This window comes from Paenibacillus sp. MER 180 (assembly GCF_023713665.1).
Classification (GTDB): Bacteria; Bacillota; Bacilli; order Paenibacillales; family Paenibacillaceae; genus Paenibacillus_B; species Paenibacillus_B suaedae.
Map to the genome: position 1 here is coordinate 362,111 of NZ_JAMAVT010000001.1, position 16,544 is coordinate 378,654.

Below are 16,544 nucleotides of genomic sequence, written 5' to 3' on the forward strand. Positions count from 1 at the left end.
TCCGTTCTTATCCCATTTTATAGCCGATGCCCCAGACCGTCTTGATATATTGCGGGTTTTGGCGATCCTTCTCGATTTTTTCCCTTATCTTACGAATATGTACCATTACCGTGTTTTTAGATTCCATGAAGGGCTCGTTCCACACTTCCTCGTATATCTTCTCCATGCTGAGCACGATCCCACGATTGACCGCAAGCAGCTTCAATATGGCGAACTCCCGCGGCGTTAGCTTTACCGGAATATCATCTACCATAACCGTGTAGGTCGCTGTATTGATCACCATATCGTCAATGAAGATTTCATGTTCAGTATGCGGATTTTCCTCTTTCCGGAGCTGTTTCGTTCTCCGCAACAGAGATTTGATTCGCGCCATCAGCACGAGCGGATTGAACGGCTTCGTCTCATAATCATCGGCGCCAATGCTGAGCCCTGTAATTTTATCTATATCCTGATCCTTCGCGGATAGCATAATAATAGGTGTATTGCGTTCCTCCCGAATCTTCATGCATGCCTGAATGCCATCCATATGAGGCATCATCACATCCAGAATAATCAGCTGCACCTCATGCTTCTCCAGTAGATCCAAAGCCTCGATTCCATTGGATGCCTGAAGCAGCTCGTACCCTTCATTCTTCAAATAAATTTGCAGCAGTTCAATAATTTCCTTCTCATCATCAACGACAAGAATCGTTTCCTTGCCCATGTGACTATCTCCCTTTCCATGTATGCTAATCAAACGCTTCTGCTTGAAGGAGCGTCTTCCCTTGGTACATATTAATTCGACTTCCAACTACTTACTCCTCTTCTAGCAGCGGGATGAATACGAACCCCTTACGCGTTACAATTCAGCTTACGTAAGCGATATTATGCGATATATAATAGGACGCCCAGTTAGGGGGATTGTTCCTGCCGTTAAGTGAATGTTAAGAAATTAAGAATTTGATAAGGATTGGCCCTCAACCAGAGACAAGAGACATCTGAATATGCCGTATTGCTGCACAGCCCTAACAAGACAGCAGGAAATATCATAACGCGGGAAGCTTATCCCGCTACACTAGAACAAGAGCTAACGATGTCATGAAGGGGGATTTATGTATGCAGCAAATCCAAGGCTATTTTTCTTATATCGAGGGAACGCGTTTTGAGGCGGGGTACCAGCAAGGAGAGTTTGCGAAGAGGCATCCTCACTTTCTGCAAGGCATATTATTGAACGAGCCGTTACCTGAGGATCAATGGAAAGAGGCGGCCGCACTACTTGAACAATATTGTCCAGGAATAACGGAGGAGATTGACGGATTCTGTGCGGCATTAGAAGTGCCGCCGTCGCTGATTTCTTATTATGCCAACTCTGCGCTTCATTCAGGATGCAGCCATTGTGCTATCCTTCCAGCTAAAACCGAGAATGGGCACACGTACATGCTCCGCAATTACGATCTCTCCCCCAATGTGGATGATATGAGGCTATGCTCTACATCCATTGAGAAGGCGTATAAGCATACTGGCTTTTCCGTATTTCTGTTCGGCAGAACGGAAGGCATGAATGAGCATGGACTATGCGTCACCTTCTCTGCTTGCGGTATGCCTGTAGGCAATGCACCCGGTATGAGACCCCCTAGAGCTAGCGGCTTGCAATTCTGGGCAGTCGTGCGCGCTTTACTAGAACAGTGCCGCAACGTCAGCGAAGCCCTGCATCTCGTGAAGGAGATGCCGATTGCATCCAACATGAATCTCATCATCTGCGACCCGCATGGTCATGCAGCATTGGTTGAAACCTTCGACGGACACAAAGCAATTCGCGAGGTAGGAGATACAAGCCAAACTCCTTATATCGCAGCCACGAACCATCCGCTGTTCGCGGATATTGAGCAATTGGAGCCCGGCAAATTGAATCATTCGGTCGTCCGCCAGCACATCTTGCAGCAGTTCCTGGAGCGGCCTGATTCTGTAACGATGGAGGATCTGCAATCCTTAGTTTCAACTGAATACCCGCAAGGCTTGGCTGTTCATAATTACAACCAGTGGTTCGGCACATTGCGTTCCATGCTGTTCGACTTGGATGATCGAACGATCAATATATGCTTTGGTTCTCCAATTGATAATCCATGGTATACTGTGCCCGTAGGCGGGAAAATGCCAGTAGATCATGTGCAGATATCGATACGTCATCATGATTATGCACCTGATTTTTGGCAAATGAAATAAGTGGTGATCCGGTTATGCAAACCTATAAGGAACAAATTGAACAAGCGATTCGATTCATCGAATCACATCTGACAGAGCGGCTGGATGCAGAGCGTGTAGCCGCCTCTGTCCATTTGTCATACTATCATTTTCATCGTATCTTCGCTGCAATGACAGGGGAGAAACTCGGTGACTACATTCGCAAGCGTAGACTAACCGAAGCTGCCGTAGTCTTACTGTCGAGTGAGCGATCTATATTGGACATTGCCTTAGAGTTTCAATTTGAGTCCCAAGAGGCCTTCTCCCGCTCATTCAAGCAGGTCTTCGGCACAACGCCCGGCAGTTTCCGTAAGCGCAGCAGACGTCCCATCTTCCTCGAGAAGGATACACTGTTGGGCGAGCGCCTGCAGCATCGGCTTGATTCCATTAGCCTTGTCCCCAGCATCACGGAAATCGATGATATTCATGTCGTAGGGGTTAGCGGGGCTGTCTCTCCCGATCACAATACGATACCGGAACTGTGGAAGGAACTACTTCAACGTCGTCATGAAATCCGCGCTCTGACATCGGAACTCACAAGCTACGGAATATGTCCACCCCAACAAGATGTCAGGTTCCGAGACATCACGGAGCATTCGACTTTTGGGCATATGGCTGGATTCGCCGTGGAGCGTATTGCTGACATTCCGCACGGCATGCGGTCGTACACCATATCTGCCGGTACCTATGCTGTCTTCAAGCATCAGGGTACTACCCAGCAGCTCCGGAGCACCTACGATTACATCTGGGGAACATGGCTGAACAACACACCGCTTCGCCTCGATGATCGGGCAGACTTCGAGGTATATGGACGTGACTTCTATGGTCCGCACCATCCACAGTCGACGATATGGATTCACATCCCCATTCAAAAATAGGGAGGGTTCATGAGAAGTTGGAATGGCACCCCCTCCCTTCTTAAACATGTTCCAAGGGGACGCTGCCACAAATAGGGTAAAGTCCTGCTATTCGTGGTAAGATGAAAGGAGATTGATACGCTACTATTCAGAGGTGAAATGTCGTGAAACAAGAACTAATTGAACGCTTTACATCCTATGTTAAAGTGAATACCCAATCCAATGACGACAGCGAAACTTGCCCTTCCACACCTGGACAGCTCGACTTGGCTCGCCTGCTCGTGGATGAGCTGAAGGCACTCGGCATGGAAGAAGTGACAATGGACGAGAACGGCTACGTCATGGCTACGCTTCCTGCCAATACAGACAAGGACATTCCTACAATCGGCTTCCTCTCCCATGTGGACACAGCTACCGAACTATCGGGCGAAGGCGTGAATCCTCAACTGGTTGAGAACTACGACGGCAAGGACATCGTGCTGAATGAAGCACAGGGCGTTGTTCTCTCGCCACAGGACTTCCCTGAACTACATAATTACATCGGGCATACGCTCGTTACAACAGATGGCACAACGCTGCTCGGCGCAGACGATAAAGCTGGCATTACTGAAATTATGACAGCGATGGCGTACTTGATTCGCAATCCAGAAATCAAGCACGGGAAGGTTCGCGTTGCCTTCACTCCGGACGAGGAAATCGGCAGAGGCCCTCATCGCTTCGATGTAGAAGCCTTCAATGCTCGTTATGCGTACACGGTAGACGGAGGCCCGCTTGGCGAGTTGGAATATGAGAGCTTCAATGCGGCTCAAGCTACCTTGACCTTCAAGGGCAAGAACGTCCACCCGGGTACGGCCAAGAACAAAATGGTCAATGCAGCGAAAATCGCAATAGAATTCAATAGCCGCTTGCCTGTAGAGGAAGCTCCTGAATCGACAGAAGGCTATGAAGGCTTCTACCATCTGTCCTCCATTAGCGGCGATGTAGAGATGACGAAAATGCGCTACATTATTCGTGATTTCGATCGAGACAACTTTAACGCTCGCAAGCAGAACATGGAGAACATCGTGAAGAGCTTGCAGGAGAAGTATGGAGCTGAACGCATCAGCATTGAGCTGAAGGATCAGTATTACAATATGCGTGAAAAAATCGAACCTGTGAAGCACATAGTCGACATTGCCTACAAAGCGATGAAGAACGTTGGCGTAGAGCCTGATATCAAGCCGATCCGCGGTGGTACAGACGGTTCACAATTGTCTTATATGGGACTGCCTACACCGAACATTTTCACAGGCGGAGAGAACTATCATGGACGCTATGAATATGTGTCTGTCGATAATATGCAGAAGGCTACAGAGGTCATTGTTGAAATTGTGAAGCTGTTCGAACAGCAAGGCGCTGAATAATTGCTTCACGCGTTCTGTCTAAAATAGAGGAACGGAAGAAGGCTGTCCAAGTTGGGAGATTCCCCATTCTGTTGGACAGCCTTTCTTTATGGTAGTACGGAAATAAACGCTTAGACTGGCGATCGTATGGGGACGATCCTCCTTGTGCACGTAGGTCTGATGCACAAAAATTCTAGCTCCGTTATTAGCTATGTTATTCACTATGCATATGGGAATCTGCCTCATCCCATGGAACTCGATACGCCTGTCCCTTGGCACAGAAGATGGAAGAGGATGTATAGGCCGGATCTGCGTCCTTGTCGTAGCTCTTGCGTGCAATCACCTCATCCGCATTATGACACACATCGTATCCGCCGAATAGAAGCTGAATCATCCCTTTGCCCTGTGTATAGGCGGCAAGCTCCGTGCTGTAGTTCATGAAAGTGGAGACGGGAACCTTCCCTGTGATGACCGCCTTACTGCCGATAAATGCAGGGGGTTCAAGTGCACCATGCGCCTTCTGCACATCCGCCATTACCTTGCCCATATCATCCGTATCCACCGTTATTTTGAAGTCGTAATACGGTTCCAACAGTACGTTATCCGCCTGCTCCAACCCTTGACGCAGCGCACGGAAAGAAGCCTCTCGGAAATCCCCGCCACTCGTATGGCGGTTATGTGCTCGTCCTGTCAGCAGTGTAATCCGCACGTCCGTTAGCGGCGACCCCGTCAGCAGCCCATGGTGATCCCGTTCCAGCAAATGCTGCATAATTAAATTCTGATAATTGACGCCAAGCTCATCGGGATGACAATCGTTGAACACCTGAATGCCGCTGTCTCGCTCTCCAGGCTCCATACGCAAGCGTGCCTCTGCATAGTGCCCAAGCGGTTCAAAGTGTCCGCATCCATTCACGGTAGAGCGTATCGTTTCTTTATAGAGAATTTCAGGATCCGCAAATGATACCGTAATGCCGAATCGTTCCTTCACGATCCGCGCTAACACTTCCAGTTGAATAGCACCCATGACATGAATGTGAATCTCCTGAACATGCTCATCCCACTGCACACGAAGAGCAGGATCTTCCGCATCCAACCGGTGGAAGCAAGCCAGCACCTCCTTCACGTGCAACTCGGCTGGGAAGATAACCTTAGACTTGAGTGTAGGTACAATATGATAGATAGCAGTGTCCTTATAGGTGCCGACACCCACTCCTGCAGAAGCAGCCGTAAGCCCCGTAACCGCACATAGCTGTCCTGCTTCTACTCGCTCGACATTCTGCGCCTTCTGCCCATTATAGATACGAATCGATGTAATCTTCTCAAGGATGGTATCCGCTTCTGTTCCATATCGGATTTCATCCCGAACAGACAACGTCCCGCTCGTGACCTTCATATGGGTCGTACGAGTTCCCTGATCATCATAGCGGACTTTATACACCAGTCCCGCCATTTCCCCCGTCGTGCAATATTCAGTCTGTACGAATTGATGGATAAGCTCCAAAGCCTGCTGCACGCCTACATCCTGAAGCGCCGAACCGCATACGCAAGGGAACCATCTGCGCTCGGCAAGCATATGCCGCATCTCCCTCAGCCATACTGCTTGCTCATAGCCTCCCTCCATATAGAGCTCGAACAACTGATCATTCCGCTCAGCCATGAAGGCAATGATCTCTTCACTCAGCCCTTGATCCGGATCAAAAGATGTCATGTTGATGATATCTGGGGTCAAATTCTCGTGGATGTCTGCGATGACCTGATCTACATCCGCACCCACTCGATCTATTTTGTTCAAGAAGAAGACTGTTGGCACTCCCCGCTCCTGCAGCAGCTTCCATACCGTTTCGGTGTGCCCTTGAATACCTTCCACACTGCTTACAATGATGACGGCGACATCCATGACTTGTATCGCCCGCTCCATTTCTGCTGAAAAATCGACATGGCCAGGTGTATCGATAAGTGTATAGTTGTTACCTCTATACGTCATCACGGCTTGATCCGCAAATATCGTGATGCCGCGTTCCTTCTCAATCTCATGGCTATCTAGAAATGCATCCTTGTTATCTACCCTTCCCCGTTGCTGTATGCTTCGCGTATGATACAGCACTTGCTCGGCAAAGGTCGTTTTCCCTGCGTCCACATGGGCGAACAGGCCCAATGTAATATTCATAAAGACACCTCATTGCTGCAATAAATGTCTGTCCCCTGCGTCTGTTATGCCCATTTCTGCTTATGTCCCTTTCCTGTTGTCTATGATAGCATAGACTTACCTACTTCATGAGAGGCGGATAGAAACAATGATCGAAGACAACAATCAATTCGTACCACAACCAAATCAAAATGAACGAATCATCAGCTTGGAAGGCGCATGCAATGTGCGTGACCTAGGGGGATATTCAACAAAAGAAGGACGTACAATCCAATGGGGGCGCTTCTATCGCGGCGATGGCCAGCACAAGCTGACCGAGCGCGACCAAGCGCTATTGCTGGGACGCGGAATTCATACGGTTATCGACTTGCGTCACGCGCAAGAGGTGAGCGTCGCCAAGGATGCATTTGCTGATTCCGACAACGTTGCCTATCATAATGTCGATCTCCTGAATCCAGCGACAACGAACCAACCTCAAATTAATAGTCTAGGCCAACTGTACATCAGTATGCTGGACAATAGCCAAGGTGCATTCCTACGAATATTCGAAATTCTTGCATTTCCTTCTGACGAAGCTGCTCTCTTCCACTGTACAGCTGGGAAAGATCGAACAGGTATGGTTGCTGCCTTGCTGCTGGATCTGGCAGGTGTACCGCATACAATCATTATTGAGGATTATGCGATGACAGCTGAATGTCTCCTCCCTATTATGGACGAGCTGCGCGCCGGCCGACCGGAAGGAATGCCCGCAGACTTATATGAACGGTTCCTTGGATGCGATCCTAGCAACATGGAGATGATGCTTCAATATCTGCATGCAGCATATGGAGGATCAGAGCGTTATTTAGCGGCAATTGGATTGACCGAAAGTCAAATCATAGCCTTGAAGCAGAAACTGCTTGAGGCATAGAACAATAGTTAAGAACAGGACTAACCCCACTCGGATTAGTCCTGTTTGCGTGTGAGGATGAAGTCAATCCCAGAGAACGTATTGCACCTAGCCATAAGTGTGGTATAAACTCATTTTAAAGGGTATTTACCCCATTTATTGATGGCACATGATTATCATCTCTTTGTATAGGAGGTATTGCGAATTATGGCAGGTGCTATTGGAGTTGGTAGGATAGCAGCCATTTTATTTTTTTCTTACTCTCATCCTAATTGATACTTAATAGTTCCAATATCTCTTATAGCAAATGTATATCAGTGACATAAATAGAACTTGTTGATCAATCAGGGCAAACCCACATCGGCTAGCCCCTATGATCCATTGCCTTCTTCTGCTGAGTCAGGAGGATCGAGGCGTACATCTTTCGCTTCTCAACGGCTATCGTTCTGACAGATTCCAGCTGTTCAATCTGCGCGTTAAGTCGCGTAAGATGACGATCAAGCATGTCCATTCGTTTGTGCAAGGTATCCTCTATATCATGCGGCAGACGCTCGCCAGACAATAGGCATCCATCCTCAGCAAACGCTGCAATATCTTCCAGCTTCATGCCCGTTTGCTTCAATCCATAGATGAATTGAATGAATCTCAAATCCTGATCGCTATACTGTCTCACACCTTCCGGTTTCCCACCTTGACGCTGCGGACTAGGGAGGAGGCCAATCTGTTCATAATATCGAAGTGTATAGGCAGATACCCCGGTTATTCGTGCTGCTTCCCCAATGGAGTACATCCCTTTATTAGCTCCTTCCCAACGACTTAATTACGTATTTTCCACAAGAATGATTTTCCCCACAGAATGGGCTCCTGTCAACAGCTCCTGCGCGTGAGCTGCCTCTTGCAGTGGAATCCGATGAGAGATAAGAGGATGGATCTCACCCGCTTCCAGCAGGGACATGACGGCTTGCACATCTTCACGGAACCAATCCAATCGTTCCTTCTTCAGCGTAGTAATACTATACATGTGCACAGGGTTCCCGCTCTCCGTTGTCCCGCAGGCAGCGGCCCCCGTCCAATCCTTCACCCAATTGTTTGTATGTCCTTTCTCCAGTACGGATGTATAGCCGTAACCGACAAAGCGTCCCTTCGTACTCAACGTCCGCATGGAACGCTCCCAATTGGAGCCCCCAATCGGATCGAACACGGCATCCATTCCTTCAGGAGCGATGCTAGCAAGTACCTCAACAAAGTCATCTGCATGATAGTCTATCGGAATCGCACCATACCCTGCAACAACCTGATGCTTCGCTGCCGAGGCTGTTCCGTACATCTCCAGTTTCGCCAATCGCCCCAAGTCCAGCAACGCCGTCCCTACACCACCGCTCGCGCCATGGATAAGGATTCGTTCCCCCTCCGATACATTCGCGATGCGGTGCAGCATCTGATATGCCGTCACATAATTCAGCATACAAGCTGCCGCCTCTGAAGCATCTACTTCCGCAGGGATCAGAACAACCTCCTCCATTCGGGCATACACATGCGATGCATATCCGCCTGTTCCGTTAAAAAATACAGCAACGCGATCCCCTACTGCATAGTCGTTCACGTCAGCTCCAACTGCATCAACGATCCCAACCGCATCATATCCAGGAACAAAAGGTACCTCAGGCGACATCGGATACAGACCTTCCCTGCGCATAATATCTGCAAGCGCAACGCCAGCACTTTGTACCTTCACGCGAACTTCGCCCGCTTCGGGTGTACGCAGCGGTTCTTGCACCGCCTTCAATACCTCAGAGCCTCCATACTCAGTTACCGTCATCTTGGTGTTCCACACAAGCCATCTCTCCTTTAGCTGCTTCTTCGTCGATGGCTGTATTGTATTCCTTCGAGTTCACTCGAAGTCAATACCATAAAATAAGCACAGGAACCCGAATCCTGTGCTTCACCTTAACATATACATGTCTTTCGCTTAGCGCCAAGCTTGCCTGCGGCTTCCACTTTGCGAATATAGGCCGCCGCTTCCGGTACTTTGCAAGCTGTCTCGCCCATATTGACCTTCACTTTGCCAATAGCCTCTGCCACCCGCATTGCCTCATTATGCAGGGCCAATACATACGAACCTACTACAATGACAAATTGATTCATTGCATACCGCACCCGATTGCGTTCCTGATGAACCGTCGATTCGACGATTGCGAGCATTCTCCTCAATTCTTCGTTATCCAGCTTCTCGTCAGGCGTAATCGAAATATAGTGCAGATAGGTGCTCCAGCCGCATGTCGCGATCAGCTCTTCGCTGGATGCCATCCACTCGCGCGCTAATTCGAGAGCATACGGACTTTCCGCAGCTACACCAGCTACCGTACATTCTACAATCATATGCCAGTGTGCCTTTTGGATCCATGATTGCAGAAGCTCCTTGGTCATTGCAGATGGATCGACTGTCAGCCCTGCCAAATACATCGCATCGCTATTCCCTGTATCGAAAAGCGCACGCGCAAGCTGCTGATCTTTCTTAACTTCTTTAATCAGCTTCTTCAGATCGCCAATCTTTACACCGAACAGCGGCTCCTGCGCCCCATGTCGGAGGAACGTTTTCTTTGTTTGCTCTGTGCCCATCGCTTCCAGCTTAGCCATGACTTCTTCCAGTGTCACCGTCATTCCTCCTGCTCCTATCTACAACGATATATGATCCAACTTATCCGGGTTCAATATAATATAAACATTGCTTATGCGATCTTGCTCAGCCGTTAACTCACAGCAGCATACCGCCTTCACAACTCCTTGATCACAATACACCATGTTCATTTCACCGTTCACGCTAGTGAAAGATACTTGCCAGCTGAAACGCATTGCCCTGAACGCCTTCGGAGAGGTGAGCAGCGTCACTACTCGGCTTCTACCCACAATAGGACGCTTAGCAGAACGTGGATGAGATCCGCCATCCATAATAAGCTCGGCATCCTCGGATAGCAAGGCCAGCAGCGCCTCTACATCATAGTGCTGAAAGGCCGAAACGAACTTCGTGACAAGCGCATTTCTTGCATCCGCATCTTCCACGGAAGGATATGGCTTGCGAGCATGTTCCTTAGCGCGGCTCATTATTTTACGACAATTCGGAGCAGACTTGCCAACGATGTCCGAAATTTCTTCGTACTCGTATTCGAACACTTCCCTTAACAAAAATACAGCCCGTTCGGTAGGCGTTAACCGCTCAAGCATAACTAGATAGGCATACGACAACGAATCTGCCCGCTCAGCTGCTTGATCAGGCTGATCCGCAGACTCAATAAGGGGTTCTGGCAGCCACTCGCCTATATAGTTTTCCCTTGTTCGGCGGGGGGATTGAAGTACATTGATGCAGCGATTCGTCATCCACTTGGCTATATAAGCTTTCATATGCCGAACCTCACTCAAGTCCCTGCCTACCATATCCGCGAATAAATCCTGCATGGCATCCTCCGCATCGGATACGACGCCAAGCATCCGATATGCAATTGAAAAGGCCAATTTTCGATAGTCGCGGTATAGTTCATCAATTGTATTGTCGACATGCCCGCTTTCCGAATGAAGCATCACAGTTCCCGCCCCCTCCTTTTTCACCCATTTTATCACTCTCAGCATGTGTGAATCCATTTACTAACAAAGAAAAGAAGAGGGCATTCGCCCCCCTCCTTCATTGATCGAAACAGTCCGGATGCATTCCCATTGAAATCGCAATTCGATTCCAACTGTTAATCGTTGCAATTGCCATGACCAGATCAACATATTCTTTCTCGCTAAAATATTCCCGCACTCTCTCGTATACCGAATCGGGCACGCCTGCATTCGCAACGGTCGTCACGTATTCCGTCAATTCAAGAGCGGCCTTCTCTTTATCCGTGAACAACGATGTCTCACGCCAGACACTCATCAGCCTAATACGTCGATCATGATCTCCCATTTTCAATAAATCACTCGTATGTTTGTCAATACAATAAGAGCACCCGTTGATTTGGGAGGCCCGAATTTTAATAAGCTCATGAAGGACCTTATCTTCCATACTACTGCTTGCATATTTGTCCATCGCCAACATCGCCTGAAATGCCGGAGTGTTCTCTTTTCGATAATTAAAGCGCAATTTCATTCCATTCACCTCATCTTGGATTTGGTTACATAAGCTAAGACAGATAAGGTGCTCATTTTGTGACACGTCATAATCAATTTTTTCAATTTCCATATGAGGTAAAAAAGTATCACCCCGAATTCCCCCCGCTAGTAAGCAGTTTGTAGTAAAATGGAGAATGGCTTTATTTGCATCTCATCTCATGATCGGATGTGAATTGCCGCACACAACAAATCCATATAGTTCGATCGGGTTCGCACTATTAACTATGAAGGATTGAAGGGGTAAGAAAGATGAAGCAAACGTTACGCAAGCTGTTCACCAACTACTGGAGCCCTTACGTTGCGATCGGCATCGCAGGCGTACTCAGCGCGCTGTACTTCGGCATTACCAACACGGTATGGGCCGTCACCGGCGAGTTTACGCGTTTTGGAGGACACATCCTCCAGCTGTTCGGTGTCGATATCTCCGATTGGGCTTACTTCAAATTGATACAAATGAAGGGTTCGACATTCGAGCGCACGGACGGCTGGATCGTCTGGGGCATGTTCATCGGCGCGCTCATTATGATTCTGTTCAGCAACAACTTCAAGATCCGCATGCCGAAGCAGAAGCGCCGCTTAGTACAGGGCCTGATCGGCGGCATTATCGCAGGTGCAGGCGCACGGCTCGCGCTTGGCTGCAACTTGGCTGCCTTCTTCACAGGCGTGCCGCAATTCTCGTTCCATGCTTGGATCTTCATGGTGGCAACGGCCATCGGTACCTATGCAGGGGTGAAAATTGTTAGCACCAAGTGGTGGAAAGGCAAGCCGATCCTGCAAAAAGGGAATGCCGCGCCTACCATTCAACAAACAAGAAAAGTTCAGCCTTATATCGGCGGGCTTGTTGCACTGGCTTATACAGGACTTATCGTGTACTTCTTCCTAGCAGGCAAGACGATGCTCGGCGTAGCCGCCATCTTCGGGGCTGCCTTCGGCATCTTGATCGAAAGAGGACAGATCTGCTTCACCTCCGCTTTCCGCGATCTATGGATTAGCGGACGCGCAACGATGACCAAGGCTATTATTGGCGGGATGGCAATCAGCTCTGTCCTAACGCTCATCGTTATTCTCGTGAACGGCGTCGATCCGATTACGAAAATGGCAGCACCTAGCACATTCATCGGCGGCATCCTGTTCGGCATTGGCATCGTTCTTGCAGGCGGCTGCGAGACAGGGATGATGTACCGCCTCATGGAAGGACAAGTGATCTTCCTGCCTGTATTTATCGGCAACATTATTGGCGCTACTGCTCTTGCGTACGCTTGGGATCATCTTGGCGTATTCGACCTGCTCGTGAAGAGTGGCGCAAAGATTAATCTTATTTCTGTGATGGGCCCAGCTTGGGCGCTAATTGTCACACTTGTATTGCTTGCAATCGGTTATGCTGTAGCTAGCTACTGGCAAAAAAATTACCGCTTCGGCGTTGGATTCAAAAAAGGAGATGCAAAATCATGACGATTGATTTCACATTGGATCTTAGAGGAGAACCTTGCCCATATCCCGTTATCTACACGTTAGAGACATTGCAGGACATGGAGAAAGGACAAGTGTTGCAAGTGATTGCCGACTGTCCAGCCGCCTTCAAGAACGTACCGGAAGAAGTGGTGAAGCACGGCTACACGCTCGCGCAAGACCCTGTTAAGAATGGACAGGAACTCATTTTCTATATTCAAAAATAAAAAAGTCTGACAAAAGGAGCTGCTCGGCAAGTGTTTGATCTACTTCGCCTAAGCAGCTCCTTTTGATTTTTATCTTATAGTCATAACACCGAGCATGGGGAATCCACAGCGTACCTGATTGATTCATCTGATCGATCGAAGTAGCTTACCTGGGCTGTCATTCCAATTGGCATGCAAATCGTCCATAAACCAAATAAACCACCCTGTTAACCGCCTTAGCGGAAAACAGAGTGGTTCTATAAGATGCAACAATCTCTATGATTAAGCCTTGGACTGCGTCCACATATTCTCGATTTCCTCCAGCGATTTCCCCTTTGTCTCGGGTACGACGCGCCAACTAAAGAGGACGGTGACCAACGCCAGTATGCCGAATATCCAGAACGTAATGGCTGGCCCTGCGGAACTAAGCAGCGGCGGGAACGACTGGGACACGATATAGTCTGCTACCCACAGCATCATGGATGCAATCGCCGTAGCCTTGCCACGAATATGGTTCGGGAAGATTTCAGACATCACGACCCAAACTACTGGACCAAGCGATATCGCAAAGGCAGCAACGTACACCAGAATACAGATAAGCACCAGCATTCCAGAGGTATGACCTGTATGGAACGCAAACCCGATCACAAGCAAGCATACCGCCATCAGGGATGATCCGACGATCAATAATGCTTTACGGCCGACCTTATCGATCAACCACAATGCCAGTATCGTGAACACGAAGTTAATGAATCCGACCAGAATCGTCTGTATCAGTGCGCCATTCGTTCCAGCACCTGCTTGTTTGAAGATTTCCGGCGCGTAATACATAACCGCATTAATCCCTGTTACTTGCTGAAGTACTGCCAGTACGACACCTACGATGAGCGCCAAGCGAAGACCTGGCTTGAACAAGTCCGCAAGAGATCCCTTCTCCTGCTTGAACGACTCCTTAATGTCCAATACTTCCTTGCGTGCCATCTCGTCGCCGTGAATTTTGCACAGGATTGGCAGAGACTCTGCTGCCCGCCCCTGGGTAATCAACCATCTTGGACTCTCTGGTACGAAGAACAGGAGAACCAAAAACAGTACGCCCGGGATAACACCTACACCGAACATCCAGCGCCATGCATTCTCCACGCCCCAAGCGTGATCACCAGCTCCGGCGATGCCCAAGTTAACAAAATAGACGAGGAAAATACCTGTTACAACCGCCAGCTGATTCAATGCAACAAGACGGCCTCGATACTTCGCAGGCGCGATCTCCGCATTATAAAGCGGACAAAGTGTAGACGTAATTCCGATTCCGAGACCACCAACTATACGGGCAACGATATATCCCGAAAATGTCGCTGGAATTGCAGAACCTGCTGTACCGACAATGAACAACAGCGCAGCTGCGATAAGTACCTTTTTTCGGCCGAACTTGTCAGCCAGTATGCCTGTGCTTGCCGCCCCGACGATACATCCTACAATTAAGCTGGATACTGCCCAGCCGACTTGAAATTCGGACAGACCGAACTTCTCTTTCATGAAACCGATTGCACCAGAGACAACAGCAGTGTCAAATCCAAACAGCAAGCCTCCGAGTGCGGCTACAATCGATACGAGCGTAACATATTTCATATTTATTTGATTGTGTTCGCCTTGTTGCGTACTCATAATTTTATACCCCTTTGAGTAAAATCAATGAAGACTGGAGCTTCATTATAACATTCAGCTTGTCCGATCATGTCGATGAAACCCTTCACTTCTTTGCGGATCATCAGCATAATATCGTTCCCTGCTCGCACGGATTCCAAACATTGGCCACAAACTAGCACATTCTTGTCTTGGAGGACAAAAAAGTCCATGCCGACATATGGGCATGGACTTAGTTCTCCGTACTTCGATATTCGGTTGGCGTTACGCCCGTTACCTTCTTGAACACACGGCTGAAGTAGTTCGGATCTTTGTAGCCGACCATATAGCACACTTCCTTCAGGCTGAATTGCCCATCCAAGATGAGTGCCTTCGCTTTATCAATTCGCAGCCGCGTGACATAATCAATGAACGTTTCTCCTGTCTGCTGCTTGAATACTTTGCTGAAATAATGCGGATTCAAGTGGACATGGTCCGCTACTTCCTCCAAAGACAATTCTTCCTGATATCGCTCTACGATGTATGCAGCAGCACGATCGACCACATTCCATGTCTGCTGTTCACGTTCCTCACGGATGCGCTTAATTGCTTGCTCTACATACGCTCCCTCAGCAGATGTTCCTCGTTCAACCCGATCATCAGGTAGCCAAGAAGCATTACTTGCAGGCAGTTGCAGTTCCTCGAATCGGCATAGACTCCCCCACGAACTTGGATACGTCGAGGCAAACACTGCTTCATAATAGGAACGCCGTATTCCTTCAACGTGCCGCTGAAGCGTCCCAACTCCGACCGTAACTTCAAGACCGCATTGTCTGCGCAAAGCTGCGATAAACTCTGATCCGATGCCCTGCACTTCCTCTTGCATAGAACCAGCCTCTGCGGTTCCCCTGCCCAAAATAAAAACAGCCATATGCTCATGCACAATCGGACTGACGATCCAGCTGTGTCTCTCCTTTACCTGCTCCTTCAATATACTCTTCGATACGTCGACCGCGAACTGCTTCTCGTCTTCGTATGATTGGCCCACAGCAGACTTCATTCCATTCATCGCAACCACTAGCGCATAGCCTCGATCGAGCGACAGCTCCAAAATATCAGCAAGCTGCAAGGCGTCTGCCTTATGAACTTGATCCGCCATTAAGGCAAGGGCAAGCTCCGTCTCAGCCATGGGAAGCAGTTGATAAAATTTATCCCGAATGGCAAGTTGCTCGTCACGCTTCCTGCACTCATCCCGAATCTCGTCAACTAGACGCTGCAGTGCAGCTACAATTTGATCTCGCTTTGCGGGCTTCACCAAGTATTCCTTCACTCCAAGAGAAAGTGCCTGCTGCGCGTAATCGAAATATTCATACGCAGTAACGAGCACCATTTTGACGAGTGGATGGCGTTCCTTAATCTCCTTCAGGGCATCCAATCCTTGTATGCCTGGCATTCGGACATCCATCATGACGATATGAGGACGATGCTCGTCGGCCTTCTGAATTGCTGTACGACCATTGTCCGCGTGGATAATTTCGAAAGTATCCGGCATCATTTTCGTAATAATCCACTCCAAGCCCTCCCGCTCCAATGCCTCATCATCCGCAATTAGCAATCGATACATGT

At 48.7% G+C, this 16,544-nt stretch carries 15 protein-coding genes; 6 read left to right on the plus strand and 9 right to left on the minus strand.

Annotated elements, in window-relative coordinates; all coding sequences use genetic code 11:
- Positions 1-7: 7 nt before the first annotated feature.
- Entirely contained in the window at positions 8-703 is a 696-nt protein-coding gene (locus M3661_RS01500) for a response regulator transcription factor (RefSeq protein WP_065292353.1), read from the minus strand.
- Between the two features lie 392 nt (positions 704-1,095).
- Between M3661_RS01500 and M3661_RS01505 the strand changes: the two genes are divergently transcribed.
- The 3 genes from M3661_RS01505 to pepT all read left to right on the plus strand — a co-directional run bounded on the left by M3661_RS01505 (position 1,096) and on the right by pepT (position 4,480).
- A complete protein-coding gene (locus M3661_RS01505; RefSeq protein ID WP_065292323.1) occupies positions 1,096-2,202 on the plus strand; it encodes a C45 family autoproteolytic acyltransferase/hydrolase in 1,107 nt (368 codons plus the stop codon).
- Positions 2,203-2,216: 14 nt separating this feature from the next.
- Positions 2,217-3,098 carry an AraC family transcriptional regulator gene (locus M3661_RS01510; RefSeq protein WP_251481594.1) on the plus strand — a complete coding sequence of 294 codons (882 nt, stop codon included), beginning with the start codon at positions 2,217-2,219 and terminating at the stop codon, positions 3,096-3,098.
- 143 nt (positions 3,099-3,241) lie between these two features.
- A complete protein-coding gene (gene pepT, locus M3661_RS01515) occupies positions 3,242-4,480 on the plus strand; it encodes a peptidase T (RefSeq protein ID WP_251481595.1) in 1,239 nt (412 codons plus the stop codon).
- A 193-nt stretch (positions 4,481-4,673) separates the two neighbouring features.
- On the opposite strand, the gene M3661_RS01520 is transcribed toward pepT, so the two are convergent.
- A complete protein-coding gene (locus M3661_RS01520; protein ID WP_251481596.1) occupies positions 4,674-6,626 on the minus strand; it encodes a GTP-binding protein in 1,953 nt (650 codons plus the stop codon).
- Positions 6,627-6,753: 127 nt separating this feature from the next.
- Here M3661_RS01520 and M3661_RS01525 point away from each other — a divergent pair, with 127 nt between their 5' ends.
- Positions 6,754-7,515: a tyrosine-protein phosphatase gene (locus M3661_RS01525; protein WP_251481597.1), complete on the plus strand. Its 762-nt coding sequence runs from the start codon at positions 6,754-6,756 to the stop codon at positions 7,513-7,515.
- Between the two features lie 343 nt (positions 7,516-7,858).
- On the opposite strand, the gene M3661_RS01530 is transcribed toward M3661_RS01525, so the two are convergent.
- The 5 genes from M3661_RS01530 to M3661_RS01550 form a co-directional block, all read right to left on the minus strand.
- The gene (locus M3661_RS01530) at positions 7,859-8,284 is read right to left on the minus strand and encodes a MerR family transcriptional regulator (RefSeq protein ID WP_251481598.1); all 426 of its coding nucleotides are present in this window, start codon (positions 8,282-8,284) and stop codon (positions 7,859-7,861) included.
- A gap of 30 nt (positions 8,285-8,314) precedes the next feature.
- On the minus strand, positions 8,315-9,328 hold the full coding sequence (locus M3661_RS01535; protein WP_251481600.1) for a medium chain dehydrogenase/reductase family protein: 1,014 nt from the start codon (positions 9,326-9,328) through the stop codon (positions 8,315-8,317).
- Between the two features lie 113 nt (positions 9,329-9,441).
- Positions 9,442-10,149 (minus strand): DNA alkylation repair protein, encoded by a 708-nt coding sequence (locus M3661_RS01540; RefSeq protein ID WP_251481602.1) that lies wholly within the window; start codon positions 10,147-10,149, stop codon positions 9,442-9,444.
- A gap of 21 nt (positions 10,150-10,170) precedes the next feature.
- Complete coding sequence (gene sigJ, locus M3661_RS01545) at positions 10,171-11,070, minus strand: RNA polymerase sigma factor SigJ (protein ID WP_251482114.1); 900 nt, start codon at positions 11,068-11,070, stop codon at positions 10,171-10,173.
- 100 nt (positions 11,071-11,170) lie between these two features.
- Positions 11,171-11,620, minus strand: coding sequence for a carboxymuconolactone decarboxylase family protein (locus M3661_RS01550; protein WP_251481605.1), 450 nt, complete (start codon positions 11,618-11,620; stop codon positions 11,171-11,173).
- A gap of 272 nt (positions 11,621-11,892) precedes the next feature.
- On the opposite strand from M3661_RS01550, the gene yedE reads away from it, so the two are divergent.
- Together yedE and yedF are read left to right on the plus strand one after the other, a co-directional pair.
- Entirely contained in the window at positions 11,893-13,095 is a 1,203-nt protein-coding gene (gene yedE, locus M3661_RS01555; RefSeq protein ID WP_251481607.1) for a selenium metabolism membrane protein YedE/FdhT, read from the plus strand.
- Complete coding sequence (yedF, locus tag M3661_RS01560; RefSeq protein ID WP_021260862.1) at positions 13,092-13,319, plus strand: sulfurtransferase-like selenium metabolism protein YedF; 228 nt, start codon at positions 13,092-13,094, stop codon at positions 13,317-13,319. The genes yedE and yedF overlap by 4 nt, the downstream gene beginning before the upstream one ends.
- Positions 13,320-13,580: 261 nt before the next feature.
- On the opposite strand, the gene M3661_RS01565 is transcribed toward yedF, so the two are convergent.
- Both M3661_RS01565 and M3661_RS01570 read right to left on the minus strand, forming a co-directional pair.
- Entirely contained in the window at positions 13,581-14,960 is a 1,380-nt protein-coding gene (locus tag M3661_RS01565; RefSeq protein WP_251481610.1) for a sugar porter family MFS transporter, read from the minus strand.
- Positions 14,961-15,171: 211 nt separating this feature from the next.
- Entirely contained in the window at positions 15,172-16,542 is a 1,371-nt protein-coding gene (locus M3661_RS01570; protein WP_251481613.1) for a response regulator transcription factor, read from the minus strand.
- Between the last annotated feature and the right edge of the window lie 2 nt (positions 16,543-16,544).

Bases quoted from the DNA above. Each gene is read 5' to 3' on its own strand.
- M3661_RS01550 (WP_251481605.1), bottom strand. From the start codon at position 11,620: ATGAAATTGCGCTTTAATTATCGAAAAGAGAACACTCCGGCATTTCAG.
- M3661_RS01570 (WP_251481613.1), bottom strand. From the start codon at position 16,542: ATGTATCGATTGCTAATTGCGGATGATGAGGCATTGGAGCGGGAGGGC.
- M3661_RS01500 (WP_065292353.1), bottom strand. From the start codon at position 703: ATGGGCAAGGAAACGATTCTTGTCGTTGATGATGAGAAGGAAATTATT.
- sigJ (WP_251482114.1), bottom strand. From the start codon at position 11,070: ATGCTTCATTCGGAAAGCGGGCATGTCGACAATACAATTGATGAACTA.
- yedE (WP_251481607.1), top strand. From the start codon at position 11,893: ATGAAGCAAACGTTACGCAAGCTGTTCACCAACTACTGGAGCCCTTAC.
- M3661_RS01520 (WP_251481596.1), bottom strand. From the start codon at position 6,626: ATGAATATTACATTGGGCCTGTTCGCCCATGTGGACGCAGGGAAAACG.
- M3661_RS01565 (WP_251481610.1), bottom strand. From the start codon at position 14,960: ATGAGTACGCAACAAGGCGAACACAATCAAATAAATATGAAATATGTT.
- yedF (WP_021260862.1), top strand. From the start codon at position 13,092: ATGACGATTGATTTCACATTGGATCTTAGAGGAGAACCTTGCCCATAT.
- M3661_RS01530 (WP_251481598.1), bottom strand. From the start codon at position 8,284: ATGTACTCCATTGGGGAAGCAGCACGAATAACCGGGGTATCTGCCTAT.
- M3661_RS01510 (WP_251481594.1), top strand. From the start codon at position 2,217: ATGCAAACCTATAAGGAACAAATTGAACAAGCGATTCGATTCATCGAA.
- M3661_RS01505 (WP_065292323.1), top strand. From the start codon at position 1,096: ATGCAGCAAATCCAAGGCTATTTTTCTTATATCGAGGGAACGCGTTTT.
- M3661_RS01525 (WP_251481597.1), top strand. From the start codon at position 6,754: ATGATCGAAGACAACAATCAATTCGTACCACAACCAAATCAAAATGAA.